Annotated in this window: 16 protein-coding genes; 4 read left to right on the forward strand and 12 right to left on the reverse strand. The window is 70.4% G+C overall.

Annotation, left to right across the window (positions count from 1 at the left end):
* Positions 1-109: 109 nt before the first annotated feature.
* The 6 genes from EG812_RS12800 to EG812_RS12825 form a co-directional block, all read right to left on the reverse strand.
* Positions 110-1,639: a hypothetical protein gene (locus tag EG812_RS12800; protein WP_126711663.1), complete on the reverse strand. Its 1,530-nt coding sequence runs from the start codon at positions 1,637-1,639 to the stop codon at positions 110-112.
* Entirely contained in the window at positions 1,636-2,883 is a 1,248-nt protein-coding gene (locus tag EG812_RS12805) for a collagen-like protein (protein ID WP_126711664.1), read from the reverse strand. The genes EG812_RS12800 and EG812_RS12805 overlap by 4 nt, the downstream gene beginning before the upstream one ends.
* Positions 2,884-3,303: 420 nt before the next feature.
* Complete coding sequence (locus tag EG812_RS12810) at positions 3,304-4,143, reverse strand: SRPBCC family protein (RefSeq protein ID WP_013731769.1); 840 nt, start codon at positions 4,141-4,143, stop codon at positions 3,304-3,306.
* Complete coding sequence (locus EG812_RS12815) at positions 4,136-4,693, reverse strand: winged helix-turn-helix domain-containing protein (protein WP_013731768.1); 558 nt, start codon at positions 4,691-4,693, stop codon at positions 4,136-4,138. The genes EG812_RS12810 and EG812_RS12815 overlap by 8 nt, the downstream gene beginning before the upstream one ends.
* Before the next feature lie 131 nt (positions 4,694-4,824).
* Positions 4,825-6,168, reverse strand: a complete 1,344-nt coding sequence (locus EG812_RS12820) for a class I SAM-dependent methyltransferase (RefSeq protein WP_126711665.1) — start codon at positions 6,166-6,168, stop codon at positions 4,825-4,827.
* A complete protein-coding gene (locus EG812_RS12825; RefSeq protein ID WP_126711666.1) occupies positions 6,165-7,547 on the reverse strand; it encodes an FAD-binding oxidoreductase in 1,383 nt (460 codons plus the stop codon). The genes EG812_RS12820 and EG812_RS12825 overlap by 4 nt, the downstream gene beginning before the upstream one ends.
* Positions 7,548-7,654: 107 nt before the next feature.
* On the opposite strand from EG812_RS12825, the gene EG812_RS12830 reads away from it, so the two are divergent.
* The gene (locus EG812_RS12830) at positions 7,655-7,939 is read left to right on the forward strand and encodes a DUF427 domain-containing protein (protein WP_043719772.1); all 285 of its coding nucleotides are present in this window, start codon (positions 7,655-7,657) and stop codon (positions 7,937-7,939) included.
* A 57-nt stretch (positions 7,940-7,996) separates the two neighbouring features.
* The gene (locus tag EG812_RS12835; RefSeq protein WP_126711667.1) at positions 7,997-8,695 is read left to right on the forward strand and encodes an RICIN domain-containing protein; all 699 of its coding nucleotides are present in this window, start codon (positions 7,997-7,999) and stop codon (positions 8,693-8,695) included.
* 10 nt (positions 8,696-8,705) lie between these two features.
* Here the strand turns inward: EG812_RS12835 and EG812_RS12840 are convergent, their stop codons facing one another.
* A complete protein-coding gene (locus tag EG812_RS12840; RefSeq protein ID WP_431882627.1) occupies positions 8,706-10,058 on the reverse strand; it encodes an MFS transporter in 1,353 nt (450 codons plus the stop codon).
* 19 nt (positions 10,059-10,077) lie between these two features.
* On the opposite strand from EG812_RS12840, the gene EG812_RS12845 reads away from it, so the two are divergent.
* Positions 10,078-11,052 (forward strand): GlxA family transcriptional regulator, encoded by a 975-nt coding sequence (locus tag EG812_RS12845; RefSeq protein ID WP_126711669.1) that lies wholly within the window; start codon positions 10,078-10,080, stop codon positions 11,050-11,052.
* Positions 11,053-11,092: 40 nt separating this feature from the next.
* Here EG812_RS12845 and EG812_RS12850 read toward each other — a convergent pair whose 3' ends face one another.
* The 3 genes from EG812_RS12850 to EG812_RS12860 form a co-directional block, all read right to left on the reverse strand.
* Positions 11,093-13,045, reverse strand: a complete 1,953-nt coding sequence (locus tag EG812_RS12850; protein WP_126711670.1) for a vWA domain-containing protein — start codon at positions 13,043-13,045, stop codon at positions 11,093-11,095.
* 2 nt (positions 13,046-13,047) lie between these two features.
* Positions 13,048-14,499 (reverse strand): magnesium chelatase ATPase subunit I, encoded by a 1,452-nt coding sequence (locus EG812_RS12855; RefSeq protein ID WP_013731760.1) that lies wholly within the window; start codon positions 14,497-14,499, stop codon positions 13,048-13,050.
* An 81-nt stretch (positions 14,500-14,580) separates the two neighbouring features.
* Complete coding sequence (locus tag EG812_RS12860) at positions 14,581-15,159, reverse strand: TetR/AcrR family transcriptional regulator (protein ID WP_126711671.1); 579 nt, start codon at positions 15,157-15,159, stop codon at positions 14,581-14,583.
* An 87-nt stretch (positions 15,160-15,246) separates the two neighbouring features.
* Between EG812_RS12860 and EG812_RS12865 the strand changes: the two genes are divergently transcribed.
* Positions 15,247-15,702, forward strand: coding sequence for a GNAT family N-acetyltransferase (locus EG812_RS12865; protein ID WP_126711672.1), 456 nt, complete (start codon positions 15,247-15,249; stop codon positions 15,700-15,702).
* Between the two features lie 293 nt (positions 15,703-15,995).
* Here the strand turns inward: EG812_RS12865 and EG812_RS12870 are convergent, their stop codons facing one another.
* Together EG812_RS12870 and EG812_RS12875 are read right to left on the reverse strand one after the other, a co-directional pair.
* On the reverse strand, positions 15,996-16,964 hold the full coding sequence (locus EG812_RS12870) for an aldo/keto reductase (RefSeq protein ID WP_126711673.1): 969 nt from the start codon (positions 16,962-16,964) through the stop codon (positions 15,996-15,998).
* A gap of 474 nt (positions 16,965-17,438) precedes the next feature.
* On the reverse strand, positions 17,439-23,561 hold the full coding sequence (locus tag EG812_RS12875; protein WP_126711674.1) for an RHS repeat domain-containing protein: 6,123 nt from the start codon (positions 23,559-23,561) through the stop codon (positions 17,439-17,441).
* Positions 23,562-23,602: the final 41 nt, after the last annotated feature.

A 23,602-nucleotide genomic window follows, 5' to 3' on the forward strand; every position in this document is an offset into this window, starting at 1 on the left:
TCCGCAACCCGACGGCTCGACCACGCCATCCACGTCCATCAGCAGCAGGTCGGCCGGCACCACCAGGGCCACAAAGGACACCCTGCGCAACGATCACGCGACCCAGTGTCTACGCCCAGTCCTCATCGGGCACCGGTGCCGCACCTTCGCCGGTCGGCAACGGGCCGACGGGCGCGCCGGCGGCGGGCGGGCCGCCGTGGGTCCACGGGGTCTCCTCCACCGCCGGGAAGCCTCCCGCCGGCACGTACGCCTCGCTGAGCGTGGTGTAGCACAGCCGCTCCCCCACCTCGGGCACGCTGCCCGGCGCGGCGGTCAGCCCTCGCCCCATCCCGCCGGAGAGCTCCACCACCACCTCGGTCTTGCCGTCGGCCACCGGAGTCACGAAGACCACCCGCGCCTTCTGCGCCGGCCGGTTCGGACTGGACAGCACCGCGCCCACCGGCACCAGCACCGGGTCGGTGGTCACCAGTTGGATGCGTGGACGCAGCACCGGCCGCCGGCCACTGTCGTCGATGCGCGCCGCATCGGCCAACACCACCTCGCCGACGAACGCCTCGCCGGTCAGCCGGTACTCGGCCATCACCAGCGGATCGTCGTAGGCGCGTTGCACCGCGTACAGGTCCGCGGCCCGCTCCAGGCGGTGCAGCCGGGCGGCGGCGGCCACCGCACCGTCGCGACGCGGCTGGGGCGCACCGTCGGCGTCGACATGATCGGCGTACGCGGTGAAGGCGTCCCGGTCACCGTCCCAGCGGGCGGCCACCCGGGCGCCGGGCGGCAGCGCCCGCAACAACCCCACCCCGCGCCACATCAGCTCCCAGGTGGGCGTCAGCTGATCGCGCAGCAACTTCTCCAGCTCCGCGTACGCCTCACCCCGGGCCACCTCGTCCGACTCGGCGGCGGCGTACGCCTCGATCGCCGGGGCCAGCCGCTCGTTGTCGAAGCTCGGATCGGTCGCCGGGCCGGCGGGCGGACACCTCGCCGGGTCCTCGGCCCAGGCCGCCGCCTCGACGCCGCTGCGCCCGGCCGGCGGGGCGATCCAGCCGAGCAGTGCCGGCAGATGCAGGTCCTCCACCGCGCTCTGCCCGGTCGCCCAGTGCAGACTCAACGCCTGCGTCATCGCCACCAACGCCGACGAGCCCGGATGCTCGGCCCGCTCGGCGAAGAAGGTCAGCCACCGGCCCAGCAACGGCACCTGCGGCGGCACCGGATGATCGCCGTCGACCCGTCGGAACCGGGTGGCCCGACCCAACAGCCGCAGGAACGTCACCCCGGCCGGATTCGGCACCAGCAGCTGCGGTGCGTCAAGGTAGCGGTACCGCACGTCCCGCCCCCGGTCGACCGGCACCGCCTCGTTGGCCCCCCGATGCGCGTCCACATAGGGCAGTACGGTGGCCGCCAGTTCGGCGACGAATGCGAACCGCTGGTCCCGGTTACGTGGCTGCGGCACGATCAGCAGCCGCGCCTCGCCCGGTGCCGCGCCGACCATCGCCGCCAACGGCGCGTTCGCCTCACCCGCCATGGCCAACGGCACCAGCACCAACGGCCGCCGGGACAGGTGCAGGTGCCGGACGGTGGCCACCGGTTGGGCCACCCCGGCAGCCACCGCCTGCGCTGCCGCCAGCGCCCGCAGCGTACTCACGCCGCCCCGCTGAGGGCCTCGGCGCGCAGCCGGGCAGCGGTACGCAACAGCGCCGCCGCCTCGGCCCGCTGCGGATCGGCGACCGGCTCACCGGCGGCGAGCGCCAGCACCTCGGCCACCCTGTCGATCCCGCCCAGCGCCTCACGGACCGGCCGCCCCAGCGCGGCCGTGTGCCCGCCCGCCTCCTGCCGACAGAAGTACGCCAACTCGCAGCTGGCCAGGCAGTCCGGGGCGTAGCGGGCCGGCACCTGCGACAGGGACGCCACCAACGTCGCCGGGTCCGCGGCCGGATCGGCGGTGAAATCGGCAGGTACGCCAGCCAGCAACTCGTCGAGCTGAGCCATCCGGTCCAGTTGCCGGCGTACCACCAACAACTGCTTGCGCACGTCCAGCAGGTGAGCCACCGGCTGGTTGGTGAAATCGCGCGGGCAGATCAGCACCACCTCGTGCGACACCAGATCCGGATCGACTCCGCGCGTGGCGAGCAGGTCCCGCAGCGCCAGCACGTACACCGCCGACTGGACCGCCGCGGCGGCCAGCTTGGCCGCATCGGCCTGCCCGTCGACCACCGGGAACGACTTGATCTCGACCACGTGGAACCGGCCACCCAACCGCGCGGCCACCAGATCCGGCTCCAGATGCACTCGCCGCCCGGCGACCTCCAACCCGAGCAGCGGATGATCGAACAACGCCGCACCCTGATCCACCAGGTCAGGACTACCCGCGTGACCGGGGCTTCCCGCGTGACCGGGGCTTCCCGCGTGACCGGGGCTTCCCGCGTGACCGGGGCTTTCCGCGTGACCGGGGCTCGCCGCTTGGCGTGGGTCCGCCGCGCCGTCGGGCTCGGTCGGCTCGTGGGGCGTGACTGCGTCGGTGAGCAGCGCGGCGGAGCGTTCCACCCGACCGGCCAACTCGTCCCCGTCACCCAGGTCGGTCCAGGTCGCCACCGCCGGCACCGGGACACCCAGCCGCTCGGCCACCAGGCGCAGCAGTTCGGCACCGCCGTCCGCCTTCACCTGCGCCTCGAACGTGTTGCCCCGGGTGATCGCGAATCGAGACTGCCCGAACCTGGCGGGAAACCCGACCCGCTCGGCCAGCGACGGCTTGTCCACCCCCGCACCGTCGAGAACGGCTCGGCGGGTGCAACCCGGGTTACCGGTCAACGCCGCGATCGTCCGCGCGTTGTGCCGCCGCGGCGGCAGCCCACCCCGAATCTCCGCCAGCCGCTGCTCGCTACTCGTCACGACACGCCACCATAGCCCCCACCCCCACCCCCACCACCCCACCAACACCCCTCCCTGCCCCACCCCGTCCACCCCCACCCCACCGCACCCCTGCCCACCCCTGCCCGCACCCGCACCCGCACCCGCACCCGCACCCGCACCCGCACCCGCACCCGCGATCTTGCACTTATGGTCGCCGATCTGCACCCTTCACCCCTTATTCCCCGACCACAAGTGCAAGATCGCGGGCGCGGGCGGGCGGAGCGGGCGGAGCGGGCGGAGCGGGTCAGGCCGGGCGGGACGGCGCGGGGCGGGGCGGCAGGTGCGGGACGGGGCGGGGCGGGGTCGGCGGCGTGAGGGAGGTGGGGGACGGGAGCGGGGAGGGCGGGCGGGGGCGGGACGGGTGGGCGGGGGTGGGGGTGGGGGTGGGGGTGGGTGCAGTTAGTTCGTGGGGATCCAGATGGGTTGCCAGTTGGGGATCTCGTGGTAGCGGCGTAGTTCGGCGAGGCCGGAGACCAGGCCGGCCCAGGCGGCGTACGGCGGGTTCTGCTCGTCGAAGCCGCTCTGTACGAAGGTGAGCCTCGTCTTCCCCTCGGACTCGGCCAGTTCCCAGGTCGTCACGCCTGGCGCTTTCCAGTCGACGGACATCCGCCGCCCCGGCTCCAAGTCAACGATCTTGGCCGCGTCGCCCTGATCGAGGCCACCCATGGCGTACCGGCCGCCGAGCCAGGGCTCGATGCCGATCGGGTAGCCGAACCAGGCGGTGGCCTGCTCCGAGTCGGTGAGCGACTCCCAGACCTTGTCGGCCGGGGCGTTGATGAACATCTCCACACGGAAGTCGGTGCTGGTGAAGTCCGTCTTCGGCAGCAGCGGGCTGCCTTCCAGATAGGCGTTCAGGTTGGCGGTGGCCAGCGCCCAGTAGGTCTGGAGCACGCCCCGGATGCTGGTGCCGTTGATGACGTCGTTGAAGTCGAAGTGGGTCTGCGACAGGTGCAGCACGGTGGCGTCCGGCCCGTCCGGGCGCAAAGTGATCTCGGTGGTGGTCTCCTCACCGTCGAGTAACCAGGCGAAACGCAGCCGGTCGTCGTCGACGTCCAGCAGTCGCTGGTGTGGGGCGTCGCCCTCGGGCGTGTAGCGACCCCAGAACTCGTACCGCTTCGGCAGGTCGACCTCAACATGCTCGGCCAGCCAGATCCGCAGCTCGGCCGGATCGGTCAGGGCCTGGCGCACCCGCGCGATCGGTGCGGCGAGGCGTATGGCGATGTTCATCGGTTCAGTCACGGTCGGTCTCCTTCGGATAGCAGGCAACGGCGAGCTTGAAGGCGTCACCTTCGGTGCCGCCGTAGCGGGTGAACAACTCCTGTAACGCGGACTGGAGGTCGTGCAGGAACTCCTGCCGGCGCTCGGCCGGCACCCGGATCTCGCCGGAGACGCCGATCGAGGGCAGCTCGGGTGCGCTGCGGTCGAGGGCGGCGACATCGGCCTGGACCTCCTCCATCAGGTCCAGCAGGTAACCCAGGCTCAGCTCGTCGCGGGTGCGACGCAGGCCGATCCGTCCCACCACCCGGGGCGAGAGCCAGTACGACCGGGCGGCGGCCTGGTAGATGCCCTCGGTGATGCCTCGGACCTTGCGTTTGTCGACCTGCTCGACCAGCCCGGCCGCGACCAGTTGCTTGACGTGGTAGTAGACGCGCTGCGGCGTCTGCTCCAGTCGGGCGGCCACCTCTGTGCAGGTGCGCGGCTCGGCCAACTGCCGCAGCACCTCGACACGCTGCGGCTTGAGCAGGACCTCGGCCTGCTCGATCTGCTCCAGGTACAGGACGTCTCTCATCGCAAAAACCAGCTTGTACGTACAAAATCTGTTTGTCAATCGATCCGACAAAGGGCCGCGCCGGGCAATTCCGGCGCGGCCTCTGTCGATCAGTAGGTCAGCAGGTCAGTGGGTCAGGAGGCCAGAGGAGGTCAGGCCAGCCAGTCCGGGCGCAGGGGATAGCTGTTCACCCCGTCGGGGCCGTTGCGGGTCGCCACCACCTGGTGCAGTTGGATGCCGTTGCGTTCGAACGCCAACCGCGAACCGGCCATGTAGAGCCCCCACACCCGGGCCGTGCCGGCACCCACCTCGCCGACGCAGAAATCCCAGTGCTCCACCAGGTTGCGGCACCAGGCAGCCAGCGTCAGCGCGTAGTGCTGGCGCAGGTTCTCCTCGTGGTGCACCTCCAGCCCGACGTCGTGGATCTCGCTGATCACCCGACCCGGCCCGGCCAGCTCACCGTCAGGGAAGACGTACCTGTCGATGAACGCCCCGGAGCGGTGCGGCGCCCGATTGTCCGCCCGGGTGATGCAGTGGTTGAGCAGGCGACCCTCGGGCCGCAGCCGGTCGGCCAGGAACCCGAAGTACGCCGGATAGTTGCGCACCCCGATGTGCTCGGTCAGGCCGATCGAGGAGACCGCGTCGAACTGCTCGTGCGGGGCGTCCCGGTAGTCCAGGTGGCGCACCTCGGCCAGCCCGGTCAGCCCTTCGCGCTCGATCGCCGCCTGCGCCCACTGCGCCTGCGCCCGGGACAGCGTCACCCCGAGCGCCTTCACGCCGTACTCGCGGGCCGCGTGCCGGACCATGCCGCCCCAGCCGCAGCCCACGTCCAGCAGCCGCATCCCCGGACGCAGCGCCAATTTGCCCGCCACCAGGTCGTACTTGCTGGCCTGGGCCTCTTCCAGGGTGTCGTCGGGACTGCGGTACACCGCGCAGGTGTAGGTCATCGACGGCCCGAGCACCTTCTCGTAAAAGGCGTTCGACACGTCGTAGTGGTGCGAGATGGCGCTGCTGTCGCGGGTCCGCGAGTGCCGCAACCCGCCCACCACCCGCTTCCAGCGGGGCAACGCCTCCTGCGGCGGGGCCGGCGGCGGCAGCAGCCGCTCCCAGCCCAGCCCGCGCACCAGCGCCAGCCCCTCGGCCAGCGCCGGTGGGCGCACCCGCAGCTCGTCCTTGAACACCCGCAACGCTTCGTACGGGTCACCCGGGTGCACACCCTCCAGGGCCAGATCCCCGCTGACGTACGCCCGCGCCATGCCCAGATCGCCCGGGGCGGTGAGCAGGTACGACAGCCCTCGCTCGGTGCGGATCGCCAGGGTGATGCCGGAGTCGGCCGGCCCGATGGCGCTGCCGTCGTAGCCGGTGACCCGTACCGGCAGGGGGCCTGCGGTCACCGCCCGGATGACGTCCGCCACGGTCGGCCCACGCCGCCCGGACCCCGGGGGCGGCGTAGCGGACGCCCCGGTCGCGCCCTGCTCTCGATCAATCAGACTCATGCTCGTGCTACCGCCTTTTCGTACAGTCCGGTGAGGCGATGCTCCGGGTCGTACCGGTCCCGCACGGCACGCCACGTGTCGCCGCCGTAGAGCCGGTCGAACGAATCCCGGTCGTAGTACGCGTCGGAGTAGAGCGACTTGTGCCCGCCCACCTCCGACACCGCGCGCTCGATCTCACGGTTGACGTCGCCGTCGGCGGCGCCCTCGGCGATCGGCACAGTTCCCCAGAACCCGATGTTGACGTAGTCCTGCGCCGGCCGTAGCGGATACAGCGGCCAGGACCGGGCCGATCCGGCGCCCGTCGGCTCACGCAACCGCAGCGGACACAACCACACCGGGCTCATCCGCACCCGGTCGGCGAACCAGTGCAGGAATTCCGCCGTACGCTCCAGCGGAATCTCCACGTCCTGCACGACCCGCTCCCGGGGTGGCTGACCGCGCCAGCGGTCGATCCGGGCAGCCACCTGGTGCCGGTGCTCCAGGCGCACGATGCGGTGGTAGACGTCGCTGCGCCGCCAGCGCGTCGGCCACAGCCGCCGCACCACCGGATGCTGCACCCCGAACGCCGCCGAGCACCAGAACCAGTCGGTGTCCCACCGCCACAGGTAGTCGTAGCTGGTCAGGGCGTCGCGCTGACGTCGGCGCAGTGACCGGTAGTAGATGTCCTGGCCGGTGTAGTCGGAGACCGCCGGCACGTCGTCGGCGAAGGTCCCCAGCACCAGGTACGCCTCGTCGGGGCTGAACATCACCCCGTCCAACGCGTCGACCGGCTCGCCGTCCCAACTGCGGCTGGCGGTGATCTGGCCGATCGCGGCGGTCAACTCGGACAGGTCGGTGAACCGCACGTTGCGCAGCGCGACGTGACGGCGCACCGGTTGCAGCTCGATGCGCAGTCGGGTGGCGTAACCGAGGCTGCCCAGCGAGTTGGGGAACGCCGCGAACAGGTCGGCGTGCTCACCCTCGCGCCGGGCGCTGACCACCTCGCCGGCACCGGTCAGCACATCCAGCTCGATGACCGACTCGTGCGGCAGGCCGTTGCGGAACGAGGTCGACTCGATGCCCAGCCCGGTGACCGCCCCGCCGAGGGTGATGGTGCGCAGCTGCGGCACCACCAACGGCATCAGCCCGTGCGCGAGGGTCGCGTCGACCAGCCGTTCGTAGGTGCACATGCCCTGCACCTCGGCGGTGCGGGCGACCGGGTCGACACTCAGCACCCCGTCGAGCCCGCTGACGTCCAGCCCGGGAGTGCGGGGAGCGTTGCGCGGGCGGAACAGGTTTGACGTGCGCTTGGCCAGCCGCACCGGCTGGCCCGGAGGCACCGCCTCGTACGACCGCCGCAGCTGGGCCACCGCCAGGTCATGATCACGGACGGCGTGCATGGGATCACTGTACGCTCCGACGCCGTCCTGGGATGTCCATGAGGGGCATTTCGGATACTCCGTCTCCGCGATACCGCCCGGCCTCCGGCGGGCATAGCGTTGGGGTCATGCCGAAAGCCGTTTGGAACGACCTGGTGATCGCCGAGAGCAACGACACCGTGGTGGTGGAGGGCAACCACTACTTCCCCCGGGCCGCCCTCCGCGAGGACCTGATCCGCGACTCCGACACCCACACCGTCTGCCCGTGGAAGGGCACCGCCTCCTACTACACCCTCGAACACGCGGGCCGGACCAGCGCCGACGCGGTCTGGTACTACCCGGAGCCGTTCCCGGAGGCGGAGATGGTCCGCGACCGGGTCGCCTTCTGGAAGGACGTCCAGGTCGTCGACTGAGTCACCCGGGCCGGGGGCGACTGGCCCGAACCGGCCGGCGTGCACCAGGATGCCGGCATGTCGGAAACCGATGGACCGGGCACCGTCTACGGCACCCGCCGAGGCGGGTTGCTCCGCGACCCACTGCTGGGCACGGCGCTGGCGATCGGGCTGATCGGCATCCTGGCCGGGGTGGTGTTCGCCACCGGCGCCCTCGACGACGGTGACCCGCCACCGGCGGCGAACATGGCCGTGAGCAGCGCACCCTCGACCGAGCCGAGCCCGACCGAGGAGCAGCCACCGCCCACCACCCAGGCGCCCGAGCCGACCCCGTCGGCCACCTCCAGCGCCGCCCCTGACCCGCTCGTCGGCCCGAAGGTGTTCGCCGGCGTCGGCTCGGGCCGGTGCCTCGGCCTCGACGGTGCCGGTGAGCGGGCGATCGCCGAGTTGGCCGTGTGCACCGGCGGTCCGGAGCAGCGGTGGATCGTCAGCCGGTACGGTCCGGACACGGTGACGCTGACCAACGCCGCGTACAACCAGTGCCTCGACGTCGAGGGGGGCAGCGGCGACGACGGCGCCCGGCTGTTGCAGTACGGCTGCCACGGCGAGGTCAACCAGCAGTGGCGTCTCCAGCCGGTCGACGGCGGCGCGATCCTGCTGGTGGCCGTGCACAGTGGCAAGTGCGCCCAGGTCCACGGTGGCGGCACCGCCGCCGGTGACGACGTCACCCAGGCCCCCTGCAACGGCAACCCGGCCCAGCGCTGGACACTGCGGTGAGGCGACCCGGTCAGTCCCGGTAGCTCCACGCCTTGGGGGCCACCGCGACCGGGGCCGGTTCCATCAGGACGGCACCGCGTCGGCGCAGCAGCATCAGCGACAGCACCGCCGCGCCCACCGACAGGGCTCCCGCCACGTGCCAGGCGAGGGTGTACGTGCCGAGTTCGTCGCGGACCAGTCCCGCCCCGATGGCGGCCACTGCCGCACCGAACTGGTGTGCGGCGAAGACCCAGCCGAAGACCACCGCGCCGGAGAGGCCGAAGTACTCCCGGCACAGCGCCACGGTCGGCGGAACGGTGGCCACCCAGTCCAGGCCGTAGAAGATGACGAAGACCAGCATGCTCGGTTCGGTGGTGGCCGCGAACAGGCCGGGCAGCACCAGCAGCGAACCGCCGCGCAGCGCGTAGTAGGCGCCCAGCAGCAGCCGAGGGTCGTACCGGTCGGTGAGCCAGCCCGAGGCGATCGTGCCGACGATGTCGAAGAGACCGACGAGCGCCAACAGCCCGGCGGCGGTGGTCTGCGGCATGCCGTGGTCGTGGGCGGCCGGGATGAAGTGCGTCCCGACCAGACCGTTTGTGGTCGCGCCGCAGATCGCGAAACCCGCGGCCAGCAGCCAGAAGGGCCGGGTCCGGGCCGCCTGGGCCAGCGCGCCGAGGGCACGGGCGGCGGCACCACCGGTCGGCCGGACCGGCTCGACGATCTCGCTGGCGCCGTACGGGGGCAGCCCGAGATCCGCCGGATACTCCCGCAACAGGCGCAACACCAGCGGTACGACAAGCAGCGCCGCCCCGGCGACGACAAGTGCCGCCGAGCGCCAGCCGTACGCCCCGACCAGCATCGCCAGCAGCGGCAGGAAGACCAGTTGACCGGCCGCCCCGCCGGCGGTGAGCACGCCGGTGACCAGGCCCCGACGATGCACGAACCAGCGCCCGGTCACGGTGGCCACGAAGGCCAGCGCCATCGAGCCGGTGCCCAGCCCGACCAGCACCCCCCAGCAGGCGATGAGCTGCCAGCTCGCGGTCATGAACACGGTCAGCCCGCTACCTGCGGCGACCGTCGTCAGCGCGGCGGCCACCACCCGGCGGATGCCGAAGCGGTCCATCAACGCCGCGGCGAAGGGCGCGGTCAGCCCGTAGAGCAGCAGGTTCACCGAGACGGCCGCGGAGATGGTGGCCAGCGGCCAGCGGAACTCGGCGTGCAGCGGATGCAGCAGCACCGACGGGGTGGCCCGGAAGCCGGCGGCACCGACAAGCGCGACGAAGGCGACGGCGGCGACGATCCAGGCGGGGTGCAGGCGGACAGGTCGACTCACCAGGAGAGTCTGCGGCCACCGGGCCGGACGGACGAGTGGCCGAAAGGCCATCCTCCGCAATAATCGGGCCATGACGCCGCACCGTATCGCCGTCCTCGCCGTCGACCAGGTGGTCGGGCTGGACCTGGGCACCCCGTCCCAGGTCTTCCGCACCGCGCGGAACGCCGACGACCAGCATTTCTACACCGTCGACACGTGCACCCCGGGCGGTCGGCCGGTGCGCAGTACGGCCGGTTTCCAGGTGCTGCCCGACCACGGCCTGGAGTTGCTGGCGGACGCCGACACGGTGATCGTGCCCGGGGTGAACGGTGACGCGACCCGGCGACGCGACGTGATCGAGCCCGAGGTGATCGAGGCGCTGCGCGCCGCGTACGACAGGGGTGTTCGGGTCATGTCCATCTGCACCGGAGCGTTCGTGCTGGCCGCCGCCGGCCTGCTCGACGAGCGCCGCGCCACCACCCACTGGGCGTACACGGACCGGTTCCGTGAGTTGTACCCGAAGGTCGACCTGGACCCCGACGTGCTGTTCGTCGCCGACGGCCCGGTGCTCACCTCCGCCGGGGTGGCCGCCGGAATCGACCTGTGCCTGCACGTGGTCCGCACCGACCACGGCAGCCAGGTCGCCAACCAGTCCGCCCGCCGGTGCGTGATGCCACCCTGGCGCGACGGTGGACAGGCCCAGTACATCGAACGCCCGGTGCCGCAGGCACCGGACACCAGCACCGCCGGGGCCCGCCAGTGGGCCCGCCAGCGGCTGCACGAGTCGGTCAGCCTGCGGGACCTCGCCGAGCAGGCGCGGATGAGCGTCCGCACGTTCACCCGACGGTTCCGGGCCGAGACCGGGCTCAGCCCGGCGCAGTGGCTGCTGCGCGAGCGCACCGACCACGCCCGGCTGCTGCTGGAGAGCACCGACCTGAGCATCGACCAGGTCGCCCGCCGCAGCGGTTTCGGCACCGCCGCCGCCCTCCGCCAGCAACTGCACCAGCGCGTCGGCGTCGCACCGACGGCCTACCGCCGCACCTTCAAAGGAAGGGCCCCTTGTTAACGCCTCCGGTAGAGGAAGGGCCCCTTGTTAACAAACGACGCTAGCGCCGACCGCGACGGGCCCGCAGGTAGTCGCTGACCACGTACTCGCCGAGGTCCTCGGTGTCGGGGGTGAACACCCGGCCGCCGCTGCGTCGGGCCACCGCGTCGACGAACCGGCGCAGCCCGGGGTCGTCACCGAGCATGAACAGGTTCAGCGTGGCTCCGTACCGGCCGAGCCGGTCCACCTCACGGATGGTCGCCTCGATCGTCTCCCGCAGGGGCGGCCAGCAGAACACCGCCTCCCCGTCCTCCGGATCCAGGTGGGCGGTGGGTTCCCCGTCGGTGACCACCAGCACCACCGGCTCGGCGTCCGGATGACGACGCAGGTGCCGACCGGCCAGCCGCAACGCGTGTTGGAGATTGGTGCCCTGAGCCATGTCCGGTTCCACGGCCGCCAGCTCCTGCTGGCGCAGCGGCGCCGCCTCCCGACCGAATCCGATGATCTGCAACGCGTCCTGCGGGAACCGGGTCGCCATCAGGTGGGCCAGCGCGAGCGCCGTCTGCTTCATCGGGCCCCACCGGCCCTGCGAGATCATCGAGTACGACAGGTCCACGCAGAGCGCCACCGCCGCCGAGGCCCGCCGCTCGGTCTCGACCACCTCGAAGTCCGTCACCGCGAGCGGCACCGGCACACCCGGTCCGGCCCGGGCGACCGCCCGGGTGAGCGTACGCACCACGTCCAGCGGCTGCTCGTCGCCGTACTCCCAGGGGCGGGAAGCCCCGCTGACCTCACCGGCCGCCCCCGCCGAGCGCAGGTCGTGATGCCCGCGCGGGCCAGCGGTCAGCTCGGCGAAGACCTGACGCAGCGCGGTGCCGCCGAGGCGGCGCAGCGCTTTCGGGCTCAACGTCAACCCCTCGGCGTCGCGGGTCACCCAACCCTGGCGGCGCAGCTCGCGCTCCATTTCACGCAACTGGCGTACGGCGGCAGCAGCGTCACGGCCCAGGGTCCGGGCGACCGCGTCCACGTCGATGTCGTCCAACGTGGCCCCGGGATGCGCCTGACCGAACTGGTCGAGCAGGTCGTCCAGCTCGGCCACCTCGTCGAGCACCCCGGTCGCCTCGCCGTAGCTCAAGGGCTCGCCGCCCTGCGTCCGCTCGCCGCGCGCCCACCGCAGGTCGGGCCGCAGCGACCGCAGGTTCTGCTCCAGCGCCGACAGTTCCCCGGCGAGCCGGTCGCCCAGCGACTGCCGCATCAGTTCGGCGAGCTCCGTACGCTGGCGCTCCGACAGCGAATTCATCAGCCGCTGCCCGGCCGCCGCCCGGCGGGCCAGCAACTCGATCAGCTCGTCGACGTTGCCCGGTCGTTCCGGGAAGAACTCGCCGTGCCGGCGCATGAACTCGGCGAACGCGTCGGTGGTGTCCTCGGCGCGCGCATGCCGGGCCAGGAGGGCGTTGAGGTCCTGCATCATCTCGGCGAGCCGTTCCTGCACGGCCGGGTCGGCCGCCAACTGTGCCGACTCGCGCAGTCCGGCGAACCGCTGGCCGAGCACGTCGTCGCGCAGCCCGTCGAGAATCCGCTGGTAGAGCTGCCGGGCCTCGTCGCTGGCCCACTGGTAGCCGGAGAGTTCCCGCACCGCCTGGGCGGTGGAGCGAGGCAGGTTGTTCAGCTCCGTCTCGGCGAACCGGGCCGCCTCGTCCTGCCGACCGGCCAACTCGTCGCGCTCGGCCGCCAGGGCCTGGTCGAGCAGGGCACGGGCCCGGGTCACCGCGCCGTCCAGCTCGCCCCGGCGCAGCATCTCCCGGCGCAGTCGGCGGGCTCGGGCGGTCAGCTCGTCCAGCCCGCCGCGCCCCTGCAGGCCCCGGCGCAACAGGTCGCGCAGGGCTTGCCGCAGGCTGCCGCCGGCCAGCACCTCCTGGCCGACCTGGTCCACCGCGGCCTGCACGTCGTACGGCGGGGCCAGCGGGTCGGGGCCGCCGTGCCACTGCCCGTACCGGAACCGGTTGCCGGCCATGCTCAGTCCCGGCCGGCGTAGCGGGTGCGCCCCGAATCCGTCACGTCCTTGCCCAGCCGGCGGCTCAGGTGCAGCCCTTCCAGCACGAACTCGACCGCAGCGGCGGCCTGCCCGGCGCTCGGCGCGTCACCGACGCCGAGCCGGTCGAGCACCTTCGCCAGGCCGGGTACGGTGCCCACCTGACGCAGCAGATCGGTCGCCGGGACCAGTTCCCCGGTCTCGATCGCCTTGCCGTCCTCGACCAGCGTGGTGAATCCGGACAGGTCCAGCCCGGCCAGCCGGGCCCGGAAGGTCTCGGCCGTGGCGGTACGCAGCAGATGACCGAGGATCTCGATCTCCCGGCCCTCCTCACCGCTCTCGAACTCCACCTTGCCGCGCAGCGTGGAGGTCACCGACACCGCGTCCCCCACCCGCGCCACCGCCTCCGGCGCAAGGAAGGGCTCGGCGGTGGAGGCGTCGGCGAGCAGGCTGGCGCGGCGCAGCGCGGCGGCGGCGACGGTCTCCGCGGCGGCGATGGCGAACCGGGCGGAGACCCCCGAGCGGGGATCCACCGACGGCGACTCGCGCACCGCGCGGGCGAAGCGGGCCAGCACCTCCAGCACGTGCTCCGGCACCTCGGCGACCAGGTCGGCCTCCTGCCGGATCAGCGCCAGTTCCAACTCCAGGTCGGTCGGATAGTGGGTACGGATCTCGGCACCGAACCGGTCCTTGAGCGGGGTGATGATCCGCCCCCGGTTGGTGTAGTCCTCCGGGTTGGCGCTGGCCACCAGGAACAGATCCAGCGGCAGTCGCAACTGGTAGCCGCGTACCTGGATGTCGCGTTCCTCCAGCACGTTGAGCAACGCCACCTGGATCCGCTCGGCCAGGTCGGGCAGCTCGTTCACGGCGAAAATACCCCGGTTGGTACGCGGCACCAGACCGAAGTGGATCGTCTCCGGGTCGCCGAGAGTCCTTCCCTGCGCCAGCCGGATCGGGTCGACGTCACCGATCAGGTCACCGACACTGGTGTCCGGGGTGGCCAACTTTTCGCCGTAGCGCATCGAGCGGTGCAGCCAGCCGACCGGCAGGTCGTCGCCGGCCTCGGCGACCAGCGCCCGGGACGCCGGGGTGATCGGATGCAGGGGATGCTCGTTGAGCGCCGATCCGGCGATCACCGGGGTCCACTCGTCCAGCAGCGCCACCAGGGATCGGATCAGCCGGGTCTTGCCCTGGCCACGCTCACCGAGCAACACCATGTCGTGCCCGGCGAGCAGCGCCCGTTCCACCTCGGGCAGCACTGTGTCGTCGTACCCGACGATGCCGGCGAACCGCGGCCCGCCGTCTCGCAGCCGGGCCAGCAGGTTGTCGCGCAGTTCCTGCTTGACTGTGCGGTACCGGCATCCGGCGGCGCGTAGCGCGCCGAGCGTGCCGGGCAGATCGGGTGGCGGGACCGGAGTTGCCGGAAATCTGCTCACCCGACCACGCTAGCTCGCCGTCGCCGCGATCAGGTCTGGTCGCCCGGCCCGATTTCGCCCTTCCCTGGTCTGATCGAGAATTCAGAGTCGGGCGAGGGCGGCGTCGATCGCAGCGCGCTGGGTCTGGTCGCCGTAGGTGGCCGGGTCGACGGCCGCGAGCGCGTTGAGCCCTTCGACAAGCGCCACCAGGCTGGTCGCGGTGGCGCGGCAGTCGGCCGACGGCCGGTCGCGACAGACCGCGGCAACCAGGGCGGCGACCCGGTCGACGAACCGACGGTTGTACGACCGGTGCAGGTCGGCCAGGACCGGGTCGGCCAGCGCGGCGGCGAGGAACCCCAGCCACACCCGCGCCTCCTCCCGCTTCTCCTCGGTCGGTGACGCGGCCTGCCACAGCACGGCCCGCAGCGCGGCACGGGGTGTGTCTGCGGCGGCCTGAGCCGCGTCGGCCCGCTGGCCGGTACGCCGATGCAACAGTTCGCGAGCGTGCACCAGCAGGGCCTGCTTGTCGGCGAAGGTGTGCAGCACCATGCCGGTGGTGCAGCCGGCCCGCTCGGCGACCGCACGCAGGGTCAGGCCGGGCAGTCCCCGCTCGGCCAACACCGACCAGGTCGCCGCCGACAGACGTTGCTGCTGGTCGACGAGGTCACGTCGTCTGGCCATCCGTACCTCTTCCCCGGCGCTGGATCCGATCCGTAGCGTACGTTACGGTAACGCTCGTTACGGAATCATGGTGGGAAGGAACGTCGCATGGTCTCCATCGACCACGAAGCGTGGGACTCGGCCGATGCGGCCCGGCTGCGCGAGGCGCAACGCGTCGAACTCGACGCCCGCTACGGCAACGACAACCACGAGCCGGGGGAACCACCCAGCGCCGCGAGCGTCAGCGTCTTCCTCGTCGCCCGCGACGCCGACGGCACCGCCATCGGCTGCGGCGGGCTGCGTCTGCTCGACCCCGGCTCCGCCGAGATCAAACGGATGTACGTCACCCCGTCGGCCCGGGGCACCGGCGTCGCCGTCGCCATCCTGCGCACCCTGGAACACCAGGCCCGAGAGGCGGGCGTACGCACCCTGCTGCTGGAGACCGGCACCGCCCAGCCCGAGGCGATGCGCTTCTACGAACGCGAGGGCTACCACCGCATCGAGAACTTCGGCCCGTACCGGGGCGCACCCCTCTCCGTCTGCTACGCCCGCGACCTGCCCTGAACGACCCGCCCCCGCACCCCGGGAGACGGCGCCAGCACCTTCCGGAGACCATCGCGGTGGCGCGCGGAGCATCGACCATCGGATTGTCACCGTCCGTGATCCGCGCCAGGCACCGCCCCTATCAACCTGCTCCCCCTTTGCTCTGCTTCAACCCACGCAATAGCGCCTGAGCAGGGCCAACATTCGGCAGCAACTGCGGAAGACGAACGGCGACGCTTGCGGACAGTAACCGTTGCGTGGGTTGAAGCAGAGCAAAGGGGAGGTGAGGGGGTGGGGAGGGTGGTCGCCCCGGGTCAGCGTCCGGCGCGGGCCCGCACCATTCCCGGTACGGCGGCCAGCCCGGTGACCGGGCGGAACGCCCGCGCCGCGTTGACCAGAGCGGCGTACTCGTCCTCGGTCAGGTCGATCTCCGCAGCGGCGGCGTTGCGTTCCAACTGCTCCACCGTGGATGCCCCCGGAATCGCCACCACGTTCGGGTGCCGCAACACGTACGCCAGGGCGATCTGGCTCGGCGTGGCGTCGTGCGCGGCGGCCACCTGGCGCAGCGTCTCGATCAGCGCCGTGCCACGGACCAGGTTCTCCGGCAGGAAGTACGGGTTGGCCCGGCGTATCGCGCCGACCGGGGGATGATGCGCGTCGTACCGCCCGGACAGGAACCCCTGCGCCAGCGGGCTGTACGCGATGACTAGGCGGCCGGCCTGCTCCGCGTACGGCAGGAGGTCTTCCTCGGGCTTGCGGTCGAGCAAGCTGTAGCGGACCTGGTTGCTCAGCACCCGACGGCCCAGCGCGGCCTCGGCGACCTGCCAGCGGCGCAGGCTGTAGTTGCTCACCCCCACCTCGCCGACCAGGCCGACGTCCTGAAGGGCCCGCATGCCCCGCATGGTGCTCTGGTCGCTGACCACCGGATTGGGCTGGTGCACCTGGTAGAGGTCGATGCTGGTGACCCCGAGCCGGGCCGCCGAGGCGACCGCCCGCTGCTGCACCACGGACGCCACCGGCAACACCGGAAATATCTTGGTCGCGATGGTGACCTTGTCCCGATCGGCGGCCAGCGCCGCGCCGAGAATCCGCTCGCTGCGGCCGAAGCCGTACACCTCGGCGGTGTCGAAGACGGTGACACCCAACTCGACGGCACGCCGGACGATGTCCGCCGCCAACCGCTCGTAATCCGGGCCGTAACCCCACTCCCGCGACCCGAACTGCCAGGTGCCAAGGCCGATCTTGGACAGGGGTTTCGGCGTGTCGAGCCGCACGTAGCGCATGGCTGGAACCGTACCCGTCACTCGCTCGGCCGGCCTGCTGGTTCCCCCCGTTCAGTGGCGTCCGCTGGTCGACTCAACCAGCGGACGCCACGGAACCCATCACGGTTGTCCACCTCACGACACGGCTGCGAGGCGCTTGGCTGCGGGAGCGGCCAGTTCCCGGGGTCGGTGCTCTCTCATCTTCACTGCGGCCTTCGCGAGTCACCGCCCCCCTCTGCCCTGGGAGGCTCGGGAAGGTTGACCTTTGGCTGCCCCTCGTTACCCATGGTGGGACGGAGCCCGAACCAGTAGAACGAGGGCGTCCAGATGACCAACCAGACCAAGAAGGTTGCCACTGAGTGACCTCGGTCGGGGACAAGCCACACGAACAGGATTCCTCCTGCCACGCCACTAGCAATCGCTACCGCCGCGCGACGCCATGTCTTCATTTCAAGAGTGTACACCTCCGCATCGGCCCCCTTTCTTGCCGCACGCTCATTCTCGCGCCAACTCAACACGCTCGGGGACCATCCAGATGGGCTTGGGCTTCTTCGACTCGAAATAGGCCTCGTAGTAGTAGTAGAGCCCAACCTCAAAACCAATCACGCCACCGATCAGAGCACCCTTTGCGGCCAGCACCGGACACGCAACTCCCGCACCCAACAAACCGGCAGCGCAGCCAATTGCGGCTCCCCCCGCAGTGCCCGAGGAAGCGTACGCCGCCGGCATCATAAAGAAATCCTTAACGGCGTGAAACTCTTGCGCATCCTTGCCGGGCGCTGCCGGTGAATGCTTCCAGACGTAAAAAATGCAGGAGTCCTTGACGCGACACGCCAGTTTGCCATCCACAGCAGAGTTTCCGACGGAGCACGATTTCTGCCCATTTCGACAGTCAGCGTCCACCTGGCAGGCACCGGGCACATTGCAGTTGTATACCGCCCCACTGCCGCGTCCGCGGTTTTCGATGATGCATGATCCTGGCGAGTTGCACTCGTAGACGACGTTCTTGGTGTCTTTGTCCTGGCCACGGATGGTGCAGGTGGTCTGCTTGTCACAGCGGAAGATATCAGGCGTTCCGCCGCCGGTCTTGCTCGAACTGGACTTGTTTGAGGTCCACTTCCCATTCTGGTAGACGACCTTCTCGCCGGTCTCGCGGTAGTGCTTCTCGTCGCCTTGGACGCTGTCGGTGATGAGGGGCTTGAGGCCGTCCGGGTCACTGAAGGTGATCGGCGAGTTGTTGGCGTAGGCGTAGCCGTGCCACTGGAGTGGGTCATCGTGGTCCTGGAGCGGGTCGATGCTGATGAACCGGCCAGTCGCTGGGTCGTACGCTCGGACGCCGATGAACACGAGTCCGGCGCTCTCCACCGTGCCGCCGACGAAGCCCTTGTCGTTCGGCCATCCGGACGCGCTGCCGCGGACCGTCCCGTAAGGCGTCTGCCTGCGGGTGGTGGCCGTACCGGTGGCGGCGTCGACCGCCACCTGCGCGGTGCGCTGGTGGTCCTCGACCAGCCAGGTCAGGCCGGCTGCGGAGCGGGAGGCGACCGTCTTACCGGCATGCGTGTAGTAGCGGGTGCAGGAGGTCTGGTTGGTGTTGGTGTTGTGGCGGATCTCCTGACCGGGTAGGTAAAGGGTGGTGCCGGTGGGGTCGCGGCGGATGAGCCGGTTGCCGTCGGCGTCGTAGAGGTAGCTGGTGACGCCGGTGGAATCGGTAGTCGATTCCAAGCGGCCTTCATGGTCCCAGGTCAGGGTCTGGGTACCGGCGGTCGCGGTGGGCCGGGTCAGGGTGTTGCCCGAGTTGTCGTAGGTGTAGGAACCGACCTGGGCCCCGGCGGTGGCGGTCACGGCGTGCGGGCGTGCCGCGCCCGCACTCGGATAGGTGTAGGTGGTGACCTGGTCGCCGGAGCCTGTGTGGACGGTCTGGCTGGTCCGGTTGCCGATGGCGTTGATCGTCCAGGAGTGCCAGTACGGCGCCGGGCCGCCCAGGGCGCTCACCGAGCGGGGCGCGGCACAGTCGCCCGAGGCCGGCGTCCACGCCTGGGTCAGCTGACGCAGATGGTCGTAGGCGAAACACTGGGTGTCGTCGACCGGGTCGGGTGCCTTGTCCGAGATCCGGGTGATGTTCCCAGCCTCGTCGTAGCTGTACTCCAGGTCGGCCAGCACGCCCGGGTTGATGGCGTCGCGGGTCGTCAGGAAATCAGTGATCCGTCCGGTCTCCAGCTCCCGGTCGAATCCCTGCCAGACCCGGGCACCGCTGCCGGTGTACAGCTCGATGTTCTCGACCTGCCCCAGCGCGTTGTAGTCGGTGTCCGGCACGTAGTTGCTGGTCGTGCTCCCCGAGACTCGGCTGAGCGTCTTGGGCTGGCCGAGTGCGTCGTAACCGTAGCGCAGAGTCTCCGCCGGCAGGTCGCTGTTGGTGTTGGGCAGCGTGACGGCGCTCAGGCTGCCGTCGAGGTTCCAGGTCTTTTCGTAGAGGTACGCACCACCGATTCCCGGCTCGGTGGTCGGGATGTCGTACTTGACGCCGCTTTCCTGGTAGAGGTCGGTGTAGCCGAGGTACTCGACCTGGTAGGCGAGACCGTCGACCTCCCGGATGCTCCGGGTCAGGAGGCCCTTGGCGAGCGTGTCGTACTGCCACTCGGCCCGGAGCACTCCGCTGGTGCTGTTCTCGTACACCCCGATCTTCCGGCCTAGTTGGTCGTACCGGTAGGCCAGCTTTCGGTTTCGACCATCGGTGCTGCTGGTCATCCGGTCGGCGTTGTCGTAGGTGAAGGTGCTGGTTCCGCTGTCCGGATCGTCGACCTGGATCTGCCGACCGCGGATGTCGAAGGTGTAGGTCCAGGAGTTGCCGGCAGCGTCGGTGAGCATGGTCAACTGGTTCTTGCGGTTGTAGGTGTAGGTGGTGGTGTCCCAGGAGCCAGTCGTCCATGGGGTCGGGGCCGCGCCGTGGTACCGGCGCTGCTCCACTCGGTTGCCCCGGGCGTCGATGATCGCCGAGGTAGCGGTACCGCCGGTCGGCGGTGTCACGTCCTCCCGGTCCCCTCCGTAATGGATGGAGGTGCGCCACCGCTCGGCGTTGTAAGGCTGGAAAATCACGGCAGTCGGTCGGCCCGCGCCGTCGTACTCGATACGGTTCTGGGTGTGGATGTGCGCGCCGTCCACAGCGGTGGCCAGCGTCGTGCCGGGGTCACCGCTGGTGTGGTACTTGTCGTACTCACGCACCTTTCGCCCAGCGGTGTCGTAGAACGTCTCGGTGATCAACCGACCGCCTGCGGGAGACGGTGCCTGCGTCTGCCGCGTTCGCAACAGACCGTCGAACAGTTCGTACGAGCTGACGTAGTTGCCCTCGGCGTTCAGCTTCGAGGTGCGTACGGCGGTGGGCGCGTTGTTGCGGACCGTATATCCGAAGGTCATGTTCGCAGACTCGGTGGCTCTGCTCCGGTTGGGCAGCCAGACCGAGGTGAGTCGGCCGAGTGCGTCGTACGCCAGCTCGGTCCGTTTCTCGTTCGGGTCGAGAATGCTGCTCTCAGATCCCCACGCCGCAATGAGGGTCGTCTTGGTCTCGTGGTTCCGCGGGTTCTTGACGACCACCTGGGTGGTCGGCCCACCGAGCGCCGGCGTGTAGGTGGTGGTGGTCAGGAAGTTCATCGCGTCCCAGCTCGACGTGGGTCGGCCGTGGCTGTCGTACGCGGTCCGTTCCTTGGTGACGAAGCTCGGTGCACCGGCATTCCACGCCGCCATCACCTCGGTACGAGTCGGCAGCCCACGAACGTCGTTGTTGTTCGCCGGCAGCGTCCCGTATGCCGCGTCGTCGTAGGAGAGTCGGGTCTCTCCGATGACGTCGGCCTCTGTCAGGGTGCCGTTGCTGGCCGAGCAGGACACCGCGAAGTCCCGGGTCCGCTGGACCCGATCCATCAGCCACTTGGTATCGCGGCGGATGTAGTCGGTCTTGGTGCACCGCTCGTCGCCAGTGGTGCCCTCCACACCGAAGTCATCCACCTGTGTTGGCATGCCCAGGCTGTCAAAGCTGGTGGTGGTCCGGGTAACCCGCTCGCCCCGACCGCCGTCGAGCGCGACGTAGCTGCGGGCGGTCCCGACCCGCACGAAGCGTGCGGTCGTCGTGTCACCGTTGGCCGTCCGGGAGGCGGTCGGGCCCGACGCCCAGGGATCGCTGACCTCGCGGGAGACCACCGCTCCGGTCGGTCCGTTACGGACCGTGACCTCGCGGGCCATGCCGGCGAACCAGTCCTGATCGGTGATGCCGTCCAGGCTGGCGCTCTTCGTGCCGCCGGAGGGTGCTGCACGATCGCCGTGCATGCCCCGGAAGTAGCGGGTTTCGGTGTATGCCTGTTCACCCGCGTCACCGACGGTCACCCCGACCCGCCCGTAACCACGGAACACCGACCAGGTCTTCTCGTCCTTGTCGACGAGCCCGTCGTCATCCGTATAACGCCAGGCGGCGCCGTCGTGGTAGCTGTACGAGTAGGCCTTCCGTGGGCTGCCGAACGGCGGCGACCCGCCGGTGTGGTCGATCTCGTAGATCGTGGTGACGACGTACTTGTGGAACCAGTCGGTCACCGCCGACTGGTAACCCTCCGGGGTCCACCGCACCGGATAGCACCGTCTGGTGTTGGTCTGCGCGGTCGGGGTGCTGCCGGCGACGCAGTCCTCCTGCGAGTAGGTGATGTTGATCGTTCCGCCGGTCTCGTTGCGGATCCGGGCGATGCGCCACCAGTTCATCGCCGCGGCGAAGTCGATGGTGTCGACCCGGTTCGCCAGCTGGATGCCGGTGAGTTCAACGTCGGGCAGCGTGGTGCTGCCGCCGACCAGGCCCTCGTGGGAGATCTTCTCCAGCCAGAGACCAGCCCGGGTGCCGTCGCCGGGGTCGGGGAACCCGTGGGTCAGGCTCCACCGCTCGACGTTACTGAATCCACTGCCGCTGCGAATCTGCGTGGTGACCGCGCTCAACCGCTTGCTGGACCAGAACGTCGGGCTGAACTTGTCGACACAGGTCGAGCCGGTGCACTCCGAGTCCCACGGAGTGTCCGGCCACCGCACCTCGTTCTTGGTGGTGCAGTTGCTCAGGCACCGATCCGCCTCGGTGAAGACCACCCGAGCGCTGGCACCGTTGTCCAGCGCCGAATCACGGCCGGCGGTCACCCTGGTGCCGTAATCGATCCGCTTCAGGTAGCCACCACGGTCGTAGCTGACCGCGTCACTCGCGGTCTTGTTCCGGCCGTACTTGTTCGTCTCCTTCGTGTACCAGAACGACATCGAGTCGCCGTTCAGGTTGGCGACGTGTTCAAGGTTCCACCGCCAGGTGCGCTCACAGGAGGAATCGGCGAACGCAGGCTTCCGGCAGGGCTCGTTCACGTCGTTGCCGAACACCGGCGCGTTCCACGCCGAGTTCGTCACCGGGTCACCAGAGGTCCAGCCGGGCAAACGGTTCGAGCCGAACCGGTACTCCGTGCCGTCGGTGGTGGTGAGCGTCCAGAATTCGCCGTCCTCGTCGCCGTTGGCCGCGCCCGTGTGCCGAACGATCCGCGCCCCGTCATCAGTACGCAGGTGCCACCTTTGCTCGGACGAGTTGTAGAGCAGTTCGCCGGAGAAGCCGTCAAGGTGCAGCGTCGCGTTGTCGGTTTCCCAGCACAGGTCGTACGTCTTGGTGGTGTTGTTTCCTCCGGTGTCCTTGGCGCAGGAGCGGTACCGGCGCTCGATGTAGCCGCCCGGCCAGAACTCGAACCCCTCGCCGACCCAGGACGGCTGGTTGTTCGACGCCGCGTGCCGGCCGTCCACCGACTGGGACGAGTAGCCGAACGCCAGATCGGGCTCCAGCCCGCCCGGTGCCGGCGGCACCCGCATCGGGTACGACCAGTTGAAGGAACCGGTGTTCCCTCCGACCGACCAGGTCGACGACGGTTGCAACGGGGTCGCCGAGTAGTCACCCGCCGGTCCGGTAGCGCCTGCGGCCACCGCCACCAGCGTGCCCGCCGCCGCTACCGGAAGTTGGGCCGACACCGTCTGGGCAACCGGGTTGTTCCGCGACTTCAGCGGTGTTCCGGCACAGCGCTGCTGCTCCGGCGTGGTCAGTGCGCACTCCGGCAGGGTCACCAGCCGCAGGCGGGTAGCCCAGTCGGCGCCGTAAGCGGTGGCGAACGACGAGTAGTCGACTGTCATCCGCAGGTCAGCCGACCCGGCGTCGGCCCGGGCGGCATCAGTGGCAGCGGTGTCGGCCTGACCGACACGCATCAGCACACCCCGGATTCCGGCCCGCTCGGTGGCCTTTCGGTCCAGGGTCTGCACCCGCACTCGCTGTATGTCCAGGATCTGCGCCCGCATCCGTTGGGAGGAAGCCGCCCCGACTCGTTCGACCCGAACCGGTAGGCCGCCGACCCGCGCCGAGGTGACCGTGGCGCTGCTGTCCAGTTCCGCTACGGCGGTCGCGGCCGACGGCCAGATCGGCGCCGGTTTGGCACTGGCGCTGCGCATCGCGGCGGCTCGTGTCGGCGCGGTGGTCGCCACATTGGTGACCGGCACCGTGGGCACCGGGCGGGCCTCGGGCTCGACCGACAACCGGTCGTCGTCGGGCCGGGCCGACGCGGGGGCTTGCAGCAGAGTCACGGCCAGGACGGTCGTGATGAAGCCGGAAAGGGTCGAGCGGC

Origin of the sequence: Verrucosispora sp. FIM060022 (assembly GCF_003977705.1) — a bacterium.
Taxonomy (GTDB): domain Bacteria; phylum Actinomycetota; class Actinomycetes; order Mycobacteriales; family Micromonosporaceae; genus Micromonospora; species Micromonospora gifhornensis.

Excerpts from the sequence above, each read along its gene's own strand:
- EG812_RS12815 (WP_013731768.1), bottom strand. The coding sequence starts at position 4,693 with ATGAGAGACGTCCTGTACCTGGAGCAGATCGAGCAGGCCGAGGTCCTG.
- EG812_RS12820 (WP_126711665.1), bottom strand. The coding sequence starts at position 6,168 with ATGAGTCTGATTGATCGAGAGCAGGGCGCGACCGGGGCGTCCGCTACG.
- EG812_RS12825 (WP_126711666.1), bottom strand. The coding sequence starts at position 7,547 with ATGCACGCCGTCCGTGATCATGACCTGGCGGTGGCCCAGCTGCGGCGG.
- EG812_RS12830 (WP_043719772.1), top strand. The coding sequence starts at position 7,655 with ATGCCGAAAGCCGTTTGGAACGACCTGGTGATCGCCGAGAGCAACGAC.
- EG812_RS12835 (WP_126711667.1), top strand. The coding sequence starts at position 7,997 with ATGTCGGAAACCGATGGACCGGGCACCGTCTACGGCACCCGCCGAGGC.
- EG812_RS12840 (WP_431882627.1), bottom strand. The coding sequence starts at position 10,058 with ATGGCCTTTCGGCCACTCGTCCGTCCGGCCCGGTGGCCGCAGACTCTC.
- EG812_RS12845 (WP_126711669.1), top strand. The coding sequence starts at position 10,078 with ATGACGCCGCACCGTATCGCCGTCCTCGCCGTCGACCAGGTGGTCGGG.
- EG812_RS12850 (WP_126711670.1), bottom strand. The coding sequence starts at position 13,045 with ATGGCCGGCAACCGGTTCCGGTACGGGCAGTGGCACGGCGGCCCCGAC.
- EG812_RS12860 (WP_126711671.1), bottom strand. The coding sequence starts at position 15,159 with ATGGCCAGACGACGTGACCTCGTCGACCAGCAGCAACGTCTGTCGGCG.
- EG812_RS12865 (WP_126711672.1), top strand. The coding sequence starts at position 15,247 with ATGGTCTCCATCGACCACGAAGCGTGGGACTCGGCCGATGCGGCCCGG.
- EG812_RS12870 (WP_126711673.1), bottom strand. The coding sequence starts at position 16,964 with ATGCGCTACGTGCGGCTCGACACGCCGAAACCCCTGTCCAAGATCGGC.